Origin of the sequence: Flexivirga caeni, from assembly GCF_003724155.1 — a bacterium.
GTDB classification, from domain to species: Bacteria; Actinomycetota; Actinomycetes; order Actinomycetales; family Dermatophilaceae; genus Flexivirga; species Flexivirga caeni.
Genome location: NZ_RJJQ01000027.1, coordinates 1 through 16,587 on the forward strand (window position 1 = coordinate 1; position 16,587 = coordinate 16,587).

Here is a 16,587-nt window from a genome sequence, read left to right on the forward strand (position 1 = left end):
ACGCCTGGATCAACAAACCACCCGAGGAAGAACAGGAGGACCAACAACCAGCTGCTTAAGAACCGCTGGCCCCAAACATCTTGACAAATTCCGGGGGCGCACGACCTGCTCCGGCGTGGTGGGTGCACGTGGGACCGGGCGCGGGTCGCCTGGGCGCAAACGGCGCACCTGGATCCCGTCCTGGCGGGGCAGGTGATCGACCGGGTCCTGGCACCACCGGACCGCACCCACGGCGTCAACGACACGGACGGTGAGGGTAGTGACCCGGGGGTGCCGTTGTCGCAGAACGGGTTCCGGGCCCGCATCCGTCGGCAGTTGGCGTTGGCTGAAGGTGCCGCGAGGGATGCGGAACGTCAGCGTGAGCAGGCGCTCGCGTCCCGGGACGCGGTGACGTTCCCGGCCCGGGATGGGAGCGCGCAGTTCGCGGTGTCCGGAGACGCGGTGCGGGTGTTCACCGCGCAGCAACGCGTCACCAACCTCGCGAAGACAGCCCGGGCTGCCGGTGACGAACGGACCCTGGCTCAACTGCGCGCGGATATCGCCACCGACTTGCTGATCCGGGGCGTCGTCCCCGGCGACGAACACCTCGGGGCGGCGCCCGCGGGGAAGCTGCACGTGATCGTCAACCTCGCATCGATCCTGCCCGACCAGGACGAGGCCGCGGATGTGGCGGAGGTGCCGGCGCATGGGTTCTTGTCGCCGGCGCAAGTGCGGCAGGTCGCCATCAAGGCGGGGTCGACGTGGGCGCGGTTGGTGACGGACCCGGTGACTGGGGTCGTGATCGATGCGGCGAACACCTACCGGGTCCCGGCCGGGATGGCACGCCTGGTGAAAGCGCGGGATCACACCTGCCGGGCACCGGGTGACTGCGGGGTGAGCGCCGCGGAGGCGGACCTGGACCACGACACCGCATACCAACCCGGCGCGCAAACCCCGGCGGCTGGTGGGACGCACCCGGCGAATCTGCACGCGGCGCACCGGGGGCATCACCAGGCGAAAACCGGCCGGTTCTGGTCCAGTGCGCAGCATGAGGATGCGTCGATCACCTGGCGAACCCTGACCCGGCGGGTGACCACGACCCCGTCCGATCACCACCGCCCAGAAGACCACAGCCCGCCAGCGGTCAGTTGGGCCGAACAACGATTCGGCATCCACCTCGCTCTCACCCAGGAACCGGACCTGCACCGGAGTGTGTTCACCGACATCGACGACATGCGGGTGCTCACCGACGTGGCCGAAGAACACGAACCGCACCGTCGGCAGACCGGCCGGATCCAGATCTTCCGCTGCTACGACGACATCCGCGTCGAATACCCCGAACCCCCACCACCCTTCTGAGCCGGCGGGTGTCCTCACCCGGCCCACACGGCGAACCACTGGTGCGCGCCGTACTCGACGAACCGATCGACCTCCACGAAACCCAGCTTCTCGGCGACCCGCATCGACGCGACGTTCGTGAGCTGTGTCGACAACACGACGGGCTCATCCGGAAGCGCAGTCCGGCACCAACGCAATGCCGCGGCACAGGCTTCCGTGGCATAGCCACGTCCCCACGCCTCGGGCAGGAAGAGGTAGCCGAGTTCAACTTCGCTGGCACCGGCCCGCAGGTGCCCTGGCCGCTCTGGGTCGCGACGGCATCGCGGCCTCCATCTGCTCAAGATCAACCAGGCCAACCGACCATCACGCGGACCGGGCGATCAACTCATCCAGCGCCGGAATCGCGTCGCCGACGCCGAACATGCGCATCGCCTTCGCCATCTCCATCGAGCCCATGATCCGCAGCACCGCCGGGTCGTCGCGGATCATGGCCGCGTCCTTCTCCGGCAGATAGCCGGCCAGCGCGTCCACGAGCATCGGCCCGACTGACGGGTGATCAAGCCACTCGTCGACCGACGATGTGCGGGACAACGGGCGGACAGGTTGGTTGCCGGCCAGCGAGATAGTCTGTGCCGCACAGATTTCGTGCGAACTCACGCCGATCTCGACCCGGTAGTCCCCCGCAGGCACCACCCACGCGTGATCCGTGACGTCCCAGTAAGCAAAGGCGCGATCGTCAAGGGTGAGCGTGATCTCACGCGACTCCCCCGCCTCCAGCCACACCGACCGGAAGGCCCGCAGCTCACGCGCCGGGCGGTGAACCGGGCCCGCGTCCGACCCGACATACACCTGCACGACGTGCCGGCCGGCACGCGACCCCGTGTTGGCGACCGTCAACCGAACGATGGCGGATGCCTCGCCGGTAGCCGCAACACGCAACGCCGACGTCGTGAACGTCGTGTAGCTCAGCCCATGCCCGAACGGATAGCGCACCTGTGTGCCGGTGGTCTCATACCCGCGGTAGCCGACGAAAACGCCCTCGCCATAACGCACTTCGAGATGATCGCCCGGAAAGTTCAGGTACGCGGTCGTATGCCGCAACTCCCTCGGCACCGACTCGGCCAGATGACCCGACGGGTTCACCACCCCGAAAAGCAGGTCGGCGGTCGCGCCACCGCCTGCCTGACCCAGCAGCGAGCAGTCCAGGATCGCGTCCACCTGCTCATGCCACTCCTCCACCGTCACGATCCCTCCGTGCGAGAGCACGACGACCGTGCGCGGTGCTGCCGCGGCCACCGCCCGGATGAGCGCGATCTGGTCGGCGGGCAACGACAATCCGGTGCGGTCGAAACCTTCGGACTCCGCCGCATCCGGCAACCCGGCGAAGATCACCGCGACCTCGCTGTCCGCCGCCAGCCGCACCGCCTCGTCGCGCAGGGCGGCGGCGTCACCCGAGCCGTCCAGCGTGAAACCCGCTGCAAAATCGACGTTTCCGGCAATCTCGCGCATCGCATCGAGCGCCGCGTCGACCCGGGTGGCATTGATGTGGGAGCTGCCACCGCCCTGATATCGAGGCGTGCGAGCAAACTCGCCGATCACCGCGATCCGCGCCGCCTTGCCCAGCGGTAACGCAGCGTCGTCATTCTTCAGCAGCACCGCACACGACGCAGCAGTCTCCCGCGCCACCCGGTGGTGTGCTTCGACATCGAACGAGCCGGTCGGTTCAGCAACCCAATCCCGCAGCGAAAGCACCCTGCCCACCGCGCGGTCCAGGTCGTCTTCGGCCAGCCGCCCGTCCTCGACCGCCGCGACGACTGAACCGATGGTCTCCTGCGAACGGCCCGGCATCTGCAGGTCCAGGCCCGCAGCCACCGAGGCGACCGGGTCACAGGTCGCGCCCCAGTCCGAGACGACTGCCCCGGCATACCCCCACTCCTCGCGCAGTACCGTCGTCAGCAGCCACGGGTTCTCCGTCGCGTGCAGCCCGCCCACCAGGTTGTATGACGCCATCACCGTCGCCGGCGCCGCCTGTTTCACCACCGTCTCGAAGGCCGACAGGTAGATCTCCCGCAACGTCCGCTCGTCGGCAATCACGTCGACCCGCATCCGCTCGGTCTCCTGATTGTTCGCGGCGAAGTGCTTCACCGAAGCGCCCACGCCCGCACCCTGCTGCCCCTGCACGTGGGCCATGCCGAGCTCCCCGGACAGGTGCGGATCCTCCGAGTAGTACTCGAAGTTGCGCCCGCACAACGGTGACCGCTTGATGTTGATGCCCGGGCCGAGCACGATGTCGACGCCGAGCGAACGGGCCTCGCGCGCAACGGTTTCCCCGATCCGGTGGGCCACCTGCGGGTCCCAGCTGCATCCCACGGCTACGGCCGGCGGGAAACACGTCGCGGGTGATGCGGCGTTCAGCCCGAGCTCTTCGCCCTCCGCAGACCGGACGCCGTGCGGTCCGTCGGAGACGCGGACGCTGCCGACGCCGTACTCCGGCGCGTCCATCGTCGTCCAGAAGTCCTTGCCGACCAGCAGTCCGGCCTTCACCGCGAGCGGGATCCCGGCCAGGTCGATCGGTGCGCTCGGTGGCATCGCCCGCGCCTCAGCGTCCGGTCAGGTGCTCGACGGCGAGCTGGTTGAGCCGGACGAACCCGTAGTCGCGCTCGGCGGCCTGCTGCACGTCGAAGCTGTCGTCGGCTGCCAGGAAGTCGGCGAGCGACTCACCAGCGGTCAGCGTCGGCTCCAGCAGCGAGTTCACCCCGGCATACTCCATCGCCTCCGTGACCCGCGGGTCGGCACGGAACGCACGAGCCTTCTCGGCGAGGTGCAGGTAGGTCGACATACACGCCCGGGCCGAATCCCACACTCCCTGCATGTTTTCCGTCCGCGACGGCTTGTAGTCGAAGTGCCGCGGCCCGGTGTAACGCGGCGCGTCGGGCTGCCCCGGGAAACCGTTCTCCAGCAGATCGACGGTGAAGAACGCCGACAACAGGTCACCGTGCCCGAACACCAGGTCCTGGTCGTACTTCAGGCCGCGCTGCCCGTTGAGGTCGAGGTGGAAGAGCTTCCCGCTCCACAGCGCCTGCGCCAGCTGATGGCTGTAGTTGAGGTTCGCCATCTGCTCGTGCCCGGTCTCCGGGTTGAGCCCGACGATGTCGCCGTTGTCGAGCTCGGCGATGAACGCCAGCGCGTGCCCGACGGTAGGCAGGAAGATATCGCCGCGCGGCTCGTTCGGCTTGGGTTCCAGCGCGATTCGCAAGGAGTACCCCTTCTCCTTGATGTATGACGCCACGGCGTCGATCCCCTCCTTGTAGCGCTCGAGCGCGGCATACACGTTCTTGCTGCCGTCGTACTCGGCGCCTTCCCGGCCACCCCACATCACGAACGTGCTGGCACCGCACTCGGCAGCGATGTCGACGGCGCCGAGCACCTTGCGCAACCCGAACCGCCGCACTCCGCGGTCATTGCTGGTCAGTCCACCGTCCTTGAAGACCGGGTGGGTGAAGGTGTTCGTGGTGACCATCTCGATGGTGATGCCGGTCTCGTCGCAGGCCTGCTTCAGCCGCGCGACGCGAGCCCGTTTCGTCGCTTCGCCGGCGTCGAAGTCGAACACGTCGTTGTCGTGGAAGGTGATGCCCCACACGCCCAGTTCGGCTAGGGACTGCACGTAGTCCCAGGGCTCCAGCGCCACCCGCGAGGCGGTGCCGAACGGGTCGGCGCCGAGCCAGCCGACGGTCCACAGACCGAAGGAGAACCTGTCGTCGGGGGTGGGAGTGAGCGCCATGGGCGAGTGCCTGCTTCCTCGTTGATCGGGCTGATGGGTGTGAGGTCGAACCTACTGCGATGCCGCCGGCGACGCGCGGCGCAGCAGCGGAAACGCGAGCGCGGCAAGCAGAGCCGCGCCGGCAGCAGACACGACGGGAACAAGGTATGCCGTGTCCGCGCCCCAGCGTTGCACCACCGATCCGCCGATCGCCGACCCGGCGGCGACACCGATCACCACCCCGGTGAAGACCAGGCCGACCGACTCGTTCACCTGGTGAGCCGGCACCAGCAGTTGCGACAGCTTCATCGACGTGATGAGGGTCGGCGCGGTGGCCAGGCCGGCGACGAGCAAGACGGCTGCGAGCACCACCAGGTTGTGTGCGAGCAGCACGGGCACCTCCAGCACACACATCGCCGCCGTCCCCAGGGACAACGCTCGCGCGAGCGAGCCACCGAGCTCACGCGCACCGAAGATCACCGCGGACGTCCCCGACCCGAGCGCGAACAGCGCGAGCACCACGCCCGACAGGTCCTTGTGTCCATGCTCCCCGCAGAAGGCAAGCGTCACTACCTCGTTGGAGCCGAACACACCGCCGGTCAGCACCATCACGATGGCAACGACGACGACCGCCGGGTTGCGGGCCACTCCCCTGCCATCGGCGGCACGGTGCGGGTGCGGTTTCGGCTCACTGTCACGTGCGCTGACGAAGACGAGAGACCCCACGACATACAGCAGTGCTGCGGCGATGAAGCCGGCCTCGGGCAGCACGGACGTGGCGAGGAGTATGGCGATGACGGGCCCGACGACGAATGCGCACTCGTCCAGCACCTGCTCCAGCGACATCGCGGTGTGCAGCCGATCAGGTTGTCCCGCAAGCAAATACGCCCATCGAGTGCGACTCAGAGATGCCGTTTCGGTGACGATCGCCGACAGCCCGTAGGTCGCGAAGAGCACCCATGCGGGCGCATCCAGCATCGACGCGACGACGACCGCGACATCCCACACGACGGCCCACACCGCGAGCGGCACCGCCACCCGCCGCTGCCCGAAGCGGTCCACCAGCCGGCCGATCGGCGAGGCGGTCAGCGCCAGCACCACCAGGCCGCCCGCAGACACCGCGCCGGCCAGCGAGAAGGACCCCCGTCGCCCGGAGATCATCGCGACGACAGCGACGCCGAACATCGCGCCGCCGAGCCGGCCGACCACGGATCCGATCAGGAAGCGCCGGGCACCCGGCACCGCGAGCAGCGAACGATACGGACTCAGCACGAGCCGACGCTAATCTCTGCCCGGTGCCCGGCCACCGCCGGGGTCCGAGCGTGCCAAGCGCGCTCCCTACACTGCGGGGTATGGCGGCGAGTGCACGAATCACACCAGGGCGAGTCAGTCCGACCAGGCCGGTTCCGCCGTCCATCGAGCGGCCGGAGTATGTCGGCCGGCCGGCGCCCGCGACGTTCACCGGCTCCGAGGTGCGCGACCCCGAGCTCATCGAGCGCATCCGGATCGCGGCGCGCATCGCCGCCCAGGCGCTCGAAGTGACCGGCGCGGCCGTGCAGCCCGGCATCACCACCGACGAAATCGACCGGATCGGGCACGAATTCATGCTCGACCACGGCGCCTACCCCTCGACCCTCGGCTACCGCGGCTTCCCGAAGTCGTTGTGCACCAGCGTCAACGAGATCGTCTGCCACGGCATACCGGACGACCGGCCGCTGGCCGACGGCGACATCGTCAAGATCGACATCACGGCATACAAGGACGGAGCCCACGGCGACAACTGCGGGACGTTCCTCGTCGGCGAGGTCGACGAGGAGTCCCGCCTGCTCGTCGAGCGCACCCAGGAAGCCATGCTGCGCGGCATCAAGGCGGCCCGTCCCGGGCGGGCGGTCAACGTCATCGGGCGAGTGATCGAGATGTACGCGCGGCGCTTCGGGTATGGCGTGGTGCGTGACTACACCGGCCACGGCGTCGGGCCGGTCTTCCACTCCGGGCTGGTCATCCCGCACTACGACGCGGCACCGGCATACGATGACGTCATTCAGCCCGGGATGACCTTCACCGTCGAGCCGATGCTCAACCTCGGCACGCCCGACTGGACGCTCTGGGACGACGGCTGGACGGTCGCCACGCAGGACCTGCGACGGTCTGCGCAGTTCGAGCACACCATCCTGATCACCGACTCAGCCGCCGAGATCCTCACGCTTCCTTAACCCTTTCTGCCTAAGCTGCCCTCGAATTGGTCGCCGCACCATCGCAACGCAAGGAGTCCGCACAGCCATGAGCACGACATATCCGCTGGGAATCGACGTCGGTGGCACCGGCATCAAGGGAGCACCGGTCGACCTCGAAAAGGGCGAGTTTGCCAGGGATCGCGAGCGCATCGACACGCCCAAGGAGTCGACGCCGGACGCGGTCGCCACGGTCATCGAGCAGATCGCGGACAAGTTCGCCGACGAGATCGACGGGCAGCCCATCGGCATCACGCTCCCATGCGTGGTCACCCACGGCATCGTGAGAACCGCTGCGAACATTGACCCTTCATGGATCGGCACCGACGTCGAAGAGATGCTGAGCACCCGTCTCGGCCGACACGTGACGGTCGTCAACGACGCGGACGCGGCGGGTGTCGGCGAGCTGCACTTCGGGGCGGCGCGCAACACGAATGGCACCGTGCTGGTCTCCACTCTCGGCACTGGCATCGGCTCGGCGCTGCTCGTCGACGGCGAGTTGCTGCCCAACTCCGAGCTCGGGCACCTGGAGATCGACGGGCACGACGCGGAAAGCCGCGCAGCCGAGAGCGCGCACGTCCTGGAGGATCTCTCCTGGGAGCAGTGGGCCAAGCGGCTGCATCGCTACTACAGCCACATCGAGGACCTGCTGTGGCCGGACCTCATCGTCGTCGGCGGTGGTGTCTCCAAGAAAGCCGACAAGTTCCTGCCCCTGCTGCACCTACGCGCACCGATCGTCGCCGCCCAGCTGCGCAATGCCGCCGGCATCGTGGGCGTCGCCTGGCTCGCGGACCGGGCGGCGAACGCGAAGTAGTGGCGCGGACCAGCACCACACACCTTCGCCCGTGCGACGACCGGGCGACGTGGGATGCCTACGTCAACACCCACGGCGGTCACCCGCTGCAACTGTGGGGTTGGGGCCAGACCAAGGCCGCGCACGGCTGGCACGCGATTCGGCTGCTCGCCTACGACGGCGACGAGGCCATCGGTGGCGCACAGGTGCTGACCCGGCACCTCCCGTGGCCGTTGCGGGCGCTGTCCTACGTCCCCCGCGGTCCGGTCGGTGCTGCCGACCGGGCCGGTGCAGTGCTGGATGCCGTTGCGGCATACGCACATTCGCACGAGCACGCTGTGACGTTGACGATCGAACCGGACTGGTCCACGGTCCCCCAGCTCTCCGGTGACTGGCGCCGGTCGGACAACACGATCCTCATCCCGCAGACACTCGTCCTCGACCTGCGCCTCCCCGAGGACCGGCTGCTTGCGGCAATGAGCAAGAAGACCCGGCAGTACATCCGCAAGTCCGGACGTGAGCCCGACCTGGCCATCCGCCCGGTGACCGATCGCTCCGCCCTCGGCGACTGCCTCGAGATCTACCGCGAGACGGCGGCCCGCGCGCACTTCGCCCTGCACTCCGACGACTATTACCGCGACGTCTTCGACGACCTCGGCGAGAGGTCCGCCGTCTTCGCGGCCTACGCCAAGCAGCAGCCGGTCGCGTTCCTCTGGGAGGCGACCAGCGCGACCACCGCCTTCGAGCTGTATGGCGGGATGACCGATCTTGGCGCCCGCCTGCGCGCGAACTACGCGCTCAAGTGGCACGCGATCCGGGCCATGCGGGCCCGCGGGGTGCAGCGCTACGACGTCAACGGCCTGGTCAGCGACGGAGTGAGCACGTTCAAGCGCGGCTTCGCCGACCACGAGGACCTGCTTGTCGGCACCTTCGACAAGCCGCTGTCCCCGCTGTATGCCGTGTGGGACAAGGGACTTCCGCTGGCCAAGCAGGTGGTGCGCCGCGGGCGTCCGGGCCGTTAAGCCCGTCGACTCCGCGACAACACAGCGGCCAACGCTACGGGCAGGCCGCGCTTGAGGGCATGCCGCACCTTCGGCAACGCGGTCGCGAACGCCGGATAGAGCGGCGACAGCGGCTTGTCCCACGTGCCGATCAGCAGGTCTTCGTGCTTGCTGAACTGCCGCTTGAAGTCGGAGATGCCGTCGTTGAGTAGCCCGTTGAAGTCATAGCGTGAAACGCCTTGTGCTTTCACGTGTTTCATTGCGTGGAACTTCAGACCGTAGTTGAGGCGCAGCTTCATGCCGCGGGGCGACACCCCGCCATACAGCTCGAACGCGGTGGCGTCGGAGACGACGAGCCAGACGAACGCGACGACGTCGTCACCCTCCCAGGCGGCGAGCAACTGCGAGCGCTCCCCCATCAGGTCGCGGATCGCCCGATGGTAGCCGTCGTCGTGCACGGCGAAGCCCGCCCGGCGACCGGTCTCCTTGTTGATCGCTAGCACCTGCGTCAGGTCGCCCTCGTCGGTGACCAGTCCGAAGCGCACGTCCGGCGCACGGAACGACTTGCGGACGTTCTGCCGGGTGCTGGAATTGAACGCCTTGAGGATGTCGTCCTCGTCCGGTGACAGGTCGACGATCAGCGTTCGCGGGATCAGCCCGGTGTTGGCGCTGCGCCGGAAACCGGCGGCGGCGACCTGCGCCAGCCAGCCGGTCGGCGGCAGCTGCTCCAGCCGCGCGATCTCCTCGTCGGCGACGCCCTTCTCGAGCGGCGAGTGCGGGTCGGCCCAGTCAGGCTCGATCGACAGCGTGACCGATCCGTGGGTCGATTTCACGTGCCCGGCAAGCGCCGAAAGCACTGCGGCCCGGTCGGATACGGCAGCGATCGGCCCGCGCGGCAGATAAGCCAGCGACTTCAGCGGCCACGGCAGCCGGCGATAGAGGACCTGGGCCGCGCCGATGACCCCGCCATCCTCGACGACAAGCCGCTCCGCACTCCAGGCATAGCGCGACTTTAGCGCACCCCAGCCCCACAGTTGCAACGGATGACCGCCCAGGGAGAGGACGGTGGCGTCCCACTCGTCGCGGTCGGTGCAGGGAGTCACTTGCAAGTTCACGGCGCCCACCGTACCGGCGTCGCGACTCACCGGCTGCGAGCGGCTTTGCGGACCTTGCCGGGGACCTTGCCATCCACGTCATACTCCCGGCGGCTGAGCCGCTCGGCGTATCCGGCCTTGCGCAGGCGCTCCAGAGTCACCGGACATTTCTTGCAGCGCGGCTTGTCCTTGCAGCACTTCTTCTTCGCGGTGACGACGGGCACGAGCCGATCATAGGTGAGGCTTACCTACCTGGTCCAACCGGACTCAGACCGCGACCGCGCCGGCACCTCGGATGTCCCGCACCGGTATGCCGCCGGCTCGCCCGAAGTCACGGATGTGCTGCAGGTAGAGCCCCCGCCCCGCCTCGGTGACCAGCGCGTCGTGGATCGGCAGCACGGCCGTCGGCTCGATTCGTCGCACGAAGGCGACCGTCTCCTTGACGGCACACCACGGCGCATTGACCGGCACCGCGAGCAGGTCGACGTCACCGGGCACCTCCGCGTCCAGCGCATCCCCGGGGTGGAACACCGACGGCTCGCCGGGTGCCGAGAGGTAGAGACCCACGTTGGCGATCCGCGGGACGTATTCGGTGATCACCGCATGGTGCACGCCGGCCGGGGTGATCTCGAGGTCTCCGAACGCGAACGTGCGGCCCGCCACCGTCTCCGTCGCCGGAACCTCGCGGGCCCGCAGCATTTCGGCGGACTGCGGGTCTGCGTGCACGGCGGCCCTTGGGTTGCGCTCGCGCAATGCCTCGAACCGGTCCGGGTCGAGGTGATCGGGGTGCTGGTGCGTCACCAGGATCGCGTCCAGCTCGGCGACCTCGTCGAAGCTGGAGAAGGTGCCCGGGTCGATCAGCACCCGCTGCCCGGCGACCTCGATGAGCAAGCAGGAATGTCCGAGATGCGTGAGCTGCATTTCTCCACAGTATGCCGCCTGCGGCTCCGGCCACCAGTGCGGCGCCAGGTGCAAGTAGCATGGCCGAACGTGAAGTTCCTCGGCGATCGCCCGGCATACGACCTGACCTACAACGACGTCTTCATGGCGCCCTCCCGCTCGTCGGTGAGCAGTCGCCTGGACGTGGATCTGACGACCCCGGACCGAGTCGGGACGACCATCCCGCTCGTCGTCGCGAACATGACGGCGATCTCCGGCCGCCGGATGGCCGAGACAGTGGCACGGCGCGGCGCCATCGCCATACTCCCGCAGGACATCCCGGAGCACGCGATGCGCGAGACGGTCGCCTACGTGAAGGCGCGGCACACCGTCTTCGAAACGCCGGTCACGGTGCAGGCGGGCGAGCCGGTCAGCAACGTGCTGGCGCTCATCGGCAAGCGCGCACACCGCACCGCGGTCGTCGTCGGCGACGACGGCGCGCCGATCGGCCTGGTGACCGAGCGACAGTCACGGCGGGTCGACCGCTTCGCGACGGTCGGCGAGGTGATGACCCGCGACCTGTTCACCGTGGACGACAACGAGGAGCTGAGTGCGGTCTTCAACGCGCTGACCGACCACCACTTCGAGCTCGCTCCGGTCGTTGCCGGCGACGGTCGCCTGGCCGGGGTGCTCACCCGCCAGGGCATCCTGCGCTCGGCCATCTACCAGCCCGCGGTCGACCCGGCCGGACGGCTGCGGATCGGCGTGGCGATCGGCATCAACGGCGATGTGCGGGCCAAGGCAGCCGCCGCAATCGCCGCAGGCGCCGACGTGCTGGTCGTCGACACCGCGCATGGTCACCAGGACAAGATGATCGACGCGCTCGGCGTGGTGCGCGCGGTGCGTGACGAGGCGGCGGCCGCGTCCGGCATCCGCGTGCCGATCGCAGCGGGCAACGTGGTCACCGCCGCGGGCGCGCGCGACCTGGCCGGCGCGGGCGCGGACATCATCAAGGTCGGCGTGGGGCCGGGCGCGATGTGCACGACCCGGATGATGACGGGCGTGGGGCGGCCACAGTTCTCGGCTGTGCTCGAGTGCGCCTCTGCCGCAACCGAATCCGGCGCCACCGTATGGGCCGACGGCGGAGTGAAATATCCCCGTGACGTCGCGCTCGCGCTGGCCGCCGGCGCGGCATCGGTGATGATCGGCTCGTGGTTCGCCGGCACCTGGGAGAGCCCCGGCGACCTGAACCAGGCGCCGGACGGCCGGCTCTACAAGGAGTCCTTCGGGATGGCGAGCGCTCGCGCGGTCAGCGGCCGCACGCAGGCACGCAGCGCGTTCGAGCGAGCCCGGTCGGCGCTCTTCGAGGAGGGCATCTCCTCCTCCCGGATGTTCCTCGACGAGAGCCGTCCCGGTGTCGAGGACCTGATCGACTCGATCGTCGCGGGCGTCCGCTCCAGCTTCACGTATGCCGGGGCCCGCAATATCGCCGAGTTCCGGGAGCGTGCGCTCGTCGGTGTCCAGAGCGCCAGCGGGTATGACGAGGGCCGCCCCCGCGAGACCTCCTGGTGACGACGCGCTCGCGCCATACACCCGCACCCCGATCCCGCGAGTGACGGCTTCCTCGCCGATTGACGGCGAGATTTCACCGTCTTTCGACGAACTGACCGTCAGTCACGGGTTTCGCCATACCTGGGCCGCGGGCTATGACGCCGGAGCAGATCAGCCGGCCGGTAGACGGGCTCAATGCTCCTCCTCACAACTCGGTATCGGCGTTGACTTCATCGATCAGTTCATCGAGAGGCCTGGAAAGCCGGACCTGTTCGCGGTCGCGATAGCGCGAGGAGCTACCGCCACGACGCGACAGACGTCTCGCGGGATCCGTCGCCGTGAGGTGGAATTCGTTGCTATCAGGGTCGCGCAGGGCTGCTTCGTCGATGGCGGGTTTGTCCAGGAACTGGGCGCCGAGGGACACCAGTTGGGCGATGGCGACCGCCAAGGGGGCATCGGTGCATAGCTCGAAGCGCAGCCGGTCCCGGCCGTTGCGACGCATCAGTGGCGGTCCGCTCCAGGTGAGCTTCGAGCCACCTGTGGGTGACTGGATCGCCGTCTCCTGATCCTGATCCCACACCAGCGGCCACTGCAGCGCCTTGCTCCAGAAGTAACCGAGGGCCTGGGTGCCGTCGCAGTTGATCGCGCCAACGGCACCAGTGTCGGCGAGGAAGGCGTTCCCGGGAGCAATGACACAGAACTCATTGCCCTCGGGGTCGGCGAGCACTGTGTGTGTTTCGTCCGGCGACTGACCGACGTCGATCCGACCTGCGCCAAGGTGCCGTGCGCGCGAGATGAGCCGCCGCATGTGCTGCGCTGAGTTCGTGGTGAGATCGAAGTGGATCCGATTCTGACCGCTCTTGAGGGTGTCGGCGGAATGCACCGCGAGCGGGAAGCTGGTCGAAGAATCGGGCATGACCAGGATCGCGCCGTCCTCACGGGGCTGCAGCTTCCAGCCCAGCAGCTCTGCCCAGAACGTCGAGATTGCGGTGGCGTTGCGCGCGTCGAGTCGAACCCCGAGGAAACGCACGCTCGCCATACGGACAGGTTAGAGATTGCCCCGGCGGCGCGGCAATTGAGTTTGCGGTCGTGTCATCCCCCACGGCGGAGCCCGTTACGATGACTGCGGATGAGTCGGCCGGGCGGCCGCGTCGGGAGTAATCCCGCCGAGGAAAGTCCGGACTCCGAAGGGCAAGGTGGTGGCTAACGGCCACCCGGGGTGACCCGCGGGACAGTGCCACAGAAAGCAGACCGCCTCCGGCTCCGGCCGGCGGTAAGGGTGAAACGGTGGTGTAAGAGACCACCAGCACGCCAGGCGACTGGCGTGGCTCGGTAAACCCCACCTGGAGCAAGATCAGACAGCGTGCGTTCGAGGGCGGCCCGCCCGAGTACGCGGGTAGATCGCTGGAGGCCACCGGCAACGGTGGTCCTAGATGGATGGTCGCCACGTGTCCGCCGCGTGCGGCGGCGCCATACAGAATCCGGCTTACAGGCCGGCTCATCCACTCACGAACCCGGTCCGGCGTCTGCGATCTTGCGAGCCTGAGCCCCTGACCTGCTGCACGTGTACCCGACGCGCGTAGCGTGACGTCTCCGTGTCTTGGCGCGCCCGCAGGATCTGTCAGGCCACGCGGTCACGGGTTGGACTCACTCCCAGCGCCAGCCGTCGTTGTACGCGCACACGATGCGCTTACCGTCACCGGCAATACCAGACATGCCGTGATCTGACTTGCGGCAGAACTCACCCGGCTCGTAGCAGTTCCCGCCGTTGGTGAGGGGGTAGCAGGCGGGATGCGCCACGGTGGTCGTCGCTGGGGCTAGGGCCGGCTGAGAGGGTGCGGGTGCTGATGCGGCGGGCGCCGGTGTGTGTGTCTCGCGTGGTGCTGGCGTCGTGTGCGCCGGCTTGGGCGTGACGACGGTGTGCGTGGACGTGGCGCTGTGCGTCGGCGTCGGTGAGTGCGTTGTGCTGTGCGTGGCCTGCGGCGTGGTCGTGACAGACGACCGGGACACTAAAGGCGCCCCCTTGCCGTGACCGGTCGTGGTGCCGATGGCGGCTCCGATGACGACCAGCACGATGAAGAGCCCAATCAGGCCCCCGCACCCGACGGCGCCGATCTTCAACAGACTCCACTTCTTCTTCTGCGGAGACTGTGGCTGCCAGGGCTGTTGTGGCCACGGCTGGCCGTTGTACGGGGGTTGAGACATCGCCGTCCTCTGATCGCGCTACATAGACGCTTGATTAGAGCAGCGGGTCATGGTCTCGCGCGCCGTTGACGCCGGATCGTTACCCGGCGTCGTCACCTGGGTGGCGCTTGTCGATCTCGCCGCCCATGATCCGGAGCGCTTCGCCGGGTGAGTCGAGCACCGCGCCGCTCACGTCGGCGACGGCCCTGTCTGAGGACGAGTCGTCGTCCTCAACGTGCTTTTGTGGGCCGGCTCATCCCACCCGTAGCCAGCTCGAATCGCACCGTGTGCGAAGCGATGTCGGCCTCGATGAGCCTGACCTGCACCTCGCTGCCCGCCTCGGCGTCGCCGGCGGCGCGCGCGGTGACCGCGAGGTCGACCAATTGGATGCTCAGGCCCCGGTCGACCCGGTCCACCACGTATGCCGGGAACGTCTCACCCACCCGGTGTGCCAGCAGCGCCGCCTCGACGGTGTCGGTGCACGCGTGGTCGACCTGGCTGGCCAGCTGATCGGTGCGCCGCATGATGTCCGGCAAGGCCGGGAGCGCTTCCCGGACCCAGCCGGGCACCTCGCCGCCCTGGCTGACCGCCTCACACACCACCAGGCCGAAGCGGTCCACCAGCCGGCGCAGCGGCGCGGTCACATGTGCGTATGGCGCGGCCACCGCCGCCTGCACCTTCACCTCAGGATCCGCACCGACGAACGGCGTGTAGCCGGCGCCCCGGAAGAGGCTGGTCGCGTGGTGGATCAGCGCGAGGTGTCTGGGGTTCGAGCGGTCGAGCCCGCGGATGACGTCGCCATAGGTGTACCCAGCCGGCCAGTCGACGCCGAGAGCGTGCGCCTGGCGGCAGAAGCGGTCGAGCGCACGCTGGTCGGGTGCAGGCATGGTGCGCAGGATCCCGACGTGCGCCGTCAGCATCAGATCGGCGGCCGCCATACCCGTCAGCAGGGAGATCTGCGAGTTCCATTCCTCCGCAGGCAGTTGCGGACGGAAAGTCAGGTGATAGTGGTCGTCGTCGCCCTTGTCCACCTCTTGCTCCGGCATCGGCAGGTTGGCACCGCCACGCTTGGCCTCCAACTCGATGCGCAGCTCCCCGATCTCCTGAAGCAGCTTCAGCCCGTCGCTCGCGGAACCCTCGTCGAGCTGCTGCTGAACCGACGGATAATCAAGCCGCGCAACGCTTTTCACCTGTGCCCGATATACCTGGGCGGCTGTGATCTCGCCGGATCCGGACAATGCGATGTCCCACACGAACGCCGGACGCACCTGCCCCGGCAGCAGACTCGCGGCGCCCTCGCTGAGCACCTGCGGATGCAACGGCACCCGCGCGTCGGGCAGGTAGATCGTCTGGCCGCGCCGCCGGGTCTCCGCGTCGAGCGCGCCACACGGAGCGACGTATGCCGGGACGTCCGCGATCGCATAGCGCACGCGGTAGCCGCCGTCGGCGCGCTCCAGGCACATCGCCTGGTCCAGGTCCATCGAGCCGACCGGGTCGATGGTGCAGAACGGCACCGCCGTCTCGTCGCGGTCCGGCAGCACCACGTCCCTCGCTGCCTGCTCCGCCTCGGCCTGCGCCTGCGCGGGATAGTCCAGCCGCAGACCCAGCTGCTCGCGCAGCGCGGCGAAAGCCTGCTCCAACGGACCGGCGTCGGCGCCGTCCGGCGCGGGAGCATGACGGACGATGACGTGCCGAAGATCCATGTGCCCACCATAGGGACCCGATCGCCCGCCAGGCGCCCGGCACGACAACCGGAGCGCCGCGCGTCGTAGTCTTC

Annotated in this window: 15 protein-coding genes and 1 other RNA gene; 6 read left to right on the top strand and 10 right to left on the bottom strand. The window is 68.4% G+C overall.

All coding sequences use genetic code 11. From position 1 onward, the window contains the following. The first annotated feature begins 192 nt into the window (after positions 1–192). On the top strand, positions 193–1,338 hold the full coding sequence (locus EFY87_RS18900; RefSeq protein ID WP_123273043.1) for an HNH endonuclease: 1,146 nt from the start codon (positions 193–195) through the stop codon (positions 1,336–1,338). 14 nt (positions 1,339–1,352) lie between these two features. On the opposite strand, the gene EFY87_RS18905 is transcribed toward EFY87_RS18900, so the two are convergent. Genes EFY87_RS18905 through EFY87_RS18920 form a run of 4 tightly spaced genes read right to left on the bottom strand, consistent with a single transcriptional unit; the run spans position 1,353 to position 6,349 of the window. Next, positions 1,353–1,673 (bottom strand): GNAT family N-acetyltransferase, encoded by a 321-nt coding sequence (locus EFY87_RS18905; RefSeq protein ID WP_123273044.1) that lies wholly within the window; start codon positions 1,671–1,673, stop codon positions 1,353–1,355. Positions 1,674–1,680: 7 nt separating this feature from the next. Further along, positions 1,681–3,906, bottom strand: a complete 2,226-nt coding sequence (locus tag EFY87_RS18910; RefSeq protein ID WP_123273045.1) for a beta-glucosidase — start codon at positions 3,904–3,906, stop codon at positions 1,681–1,683. A 10-nt stretch (positions 3,907–3,916) separates the two neighbouring features. Further along, the gene (xylA, locus tag EFY87_RS18915) at positions 3,917–5,098 is read right to left on the bottom strand and encodes a xylose isomerase (protein WP_123273046.1); all 1,182 of its coding nucleotides are present in this window, start codon (positions 5,096–5,098) and stop codon (positions 3,917–3,919) included. Between the two features lie 51 nt (positions 5,099–5,149). Beyond that, positions 5,150–6,349, bottom strand: coding sequence for an MFS transporter (locus tag EFY87_RS18920; protein WP_123273047.1), 1,200 nt, complete (start codon positions 6,347–6,349; stop codon positions 5,150–5,152). An 80-nt stretch (positions 6,350–6,429) separates the two neighbouring features. On the opposite strand from EFY87_RS18920, the gene map reads away from it, so the two are divergent. The 3 genes from map (at position 6,430) to EFY87_RS18935 (ending at position 9,123) form a co-directional block, all read left to right on the top strand. Continuing rightward, a complete protein-coding gene (map, locus tag EFY87_RS18925; protein ID WP_123273048.1) occupies positions 6,430–7,290 on the top strand; it encodes a type I methionyl aminopeptidase in 861 nt (286 codons plus the stop codon). A gap of 67 nt (positions 7,291–7,357) precedes the next feature. Beyond that, complete coding sequence (gene ppgK / locus EFY87_RS18930) at positions 7,358–8,122, top strand: polyphosphate--glucose phosphotransferase (protein ID WP_123273049.1); 765 nt, start codon at positions 7,358–7,360, stop codon at positions 8,120–8,122. After that, on the top strand, positions 8,122–9,123 hold the full coding sequence (locus EFY87_RS18935) for a lipid II:glycine glycyltransferase FemX (RefSeq protein WP_123273050.1): 1,002 nt from the start codon (positions 8,122–8,124) through the stop codon (positions 9,121–9,123). Before ppgK ends, EFY87_RS18935 begins: the two co-directional genes overlap by 1 nt. Here EFY87_RS18935 and EFY87_RS18940 read toward each other — a convergent pair. From EFY87_RS18940 to EFY87_RS18945, 3 genes are read right to left on the bottom strand one after another with little or no spacing between them, the layout of a single operon-like run. Beyond that, a complete protein-coding gene (locus tag EFY87_RS18940; protein ID WP_245988757.1) occupies positions 9,120–10,217 on the bottom strand; it encodes a lipid II:glycine glycyltransferase FemX in 1,098 nt (365 codons plus the stop codon). The genes EFY87_RS18935 and EFY87_RS18940 overlap by 4 nt on opposite strands. Positions 10,218–10,243: 26 nt before the next feature. After that, complete coding sequence (locus EFY87_RS20585; protein WP_181445526.1) at positions 10,244–10,420, bottom strand: hypothetical protein; 177 nt, start codon at positions 10,418–10,420, stop codon at positions 10,244–10,246. Positions 10,421–10,463: 43 nt separating this feature from the next. After that, positions 10,464–11,117, bottom strand: a complete 654-nt coding sequence (locus tag EFY87_RS18945; protein ID WP_123273051.1) for an MBL fold metallo-hydrolase — start codon at positions 11,115–11,117, stop codon at positions 10,464–10,466. Between the two features lie 69 nt (positions 11,118–11,186). Here EFY87_RS18945 and EFY87_RS18950 point away from each other — a divergent pair, with 69 nt between their 5' ends. Further along, positions 11,187–12,647: a GuaB1 family IMP dehydrogenase-related protein gene (locus EFY87_RS18950; RefSeq protein ID WP_123273052.1), complete on the top strand. Its 1,461-nt coding sequence runs from the start codon at positions 11,187–11,189 to the stop codon at positions 12,645–12,647. A gap of 184 nt (positions 12,648–12,831) precedes the next feature. Here the strand turns inward: EFY87_RS18950 and EFY87_RS18955 are convergent, their stop codons facing one another. Continuing rightward, a complete protein-coding gene (locus EFY87_RS18955; protein ID WP_158607718.1) occupies positions 12,832–13,665 on the bottom strand; it encodes a VOC family protein in 834 nt (277 codons plus the stop codon). 91 nt (positions 13,666–13,756) lie between these two features. On the opposite strand from EFY87_RS18955, the gene rnpB reads away from it, so the two are divergent. Further along, positions 13,757–14,131: RNase P RNA component class A (rnpB, locus tag EFY87_RS18960), an RNA gene on the top strand. 142 nt (positions 14,132–14,273) lie between these two features. Here the strand turns inward: rnpB and EFY87_RS18965 are convergent. Continuing rightward, on the bottom strand, positions 14,274–14,831 hold the full coding sequence (locus EFY87_RS18965; RefSeq protein ID WP_148043409.1) for a hypothetical protein: 558 nt from the start codon (positions 14,829–14,831) through the stop codon (positions 14,274–14,276). Between the two features lie 209 nt (positions 14,832–15,040). Further along, positions 15,041–16,513: an RNB domain-containing ribonuclease gene (locus EFY87_RS18970; RefSeq protein ID WP_123273054.1), complete on the bottom strand. Its 1,473-nt coding sequence runs from the start codon at positions 16,511–16,513 to the stop codon at positions 15,041–15,043. Positions 16,514–16,587 lie beyond the last annotated feature (74 nt).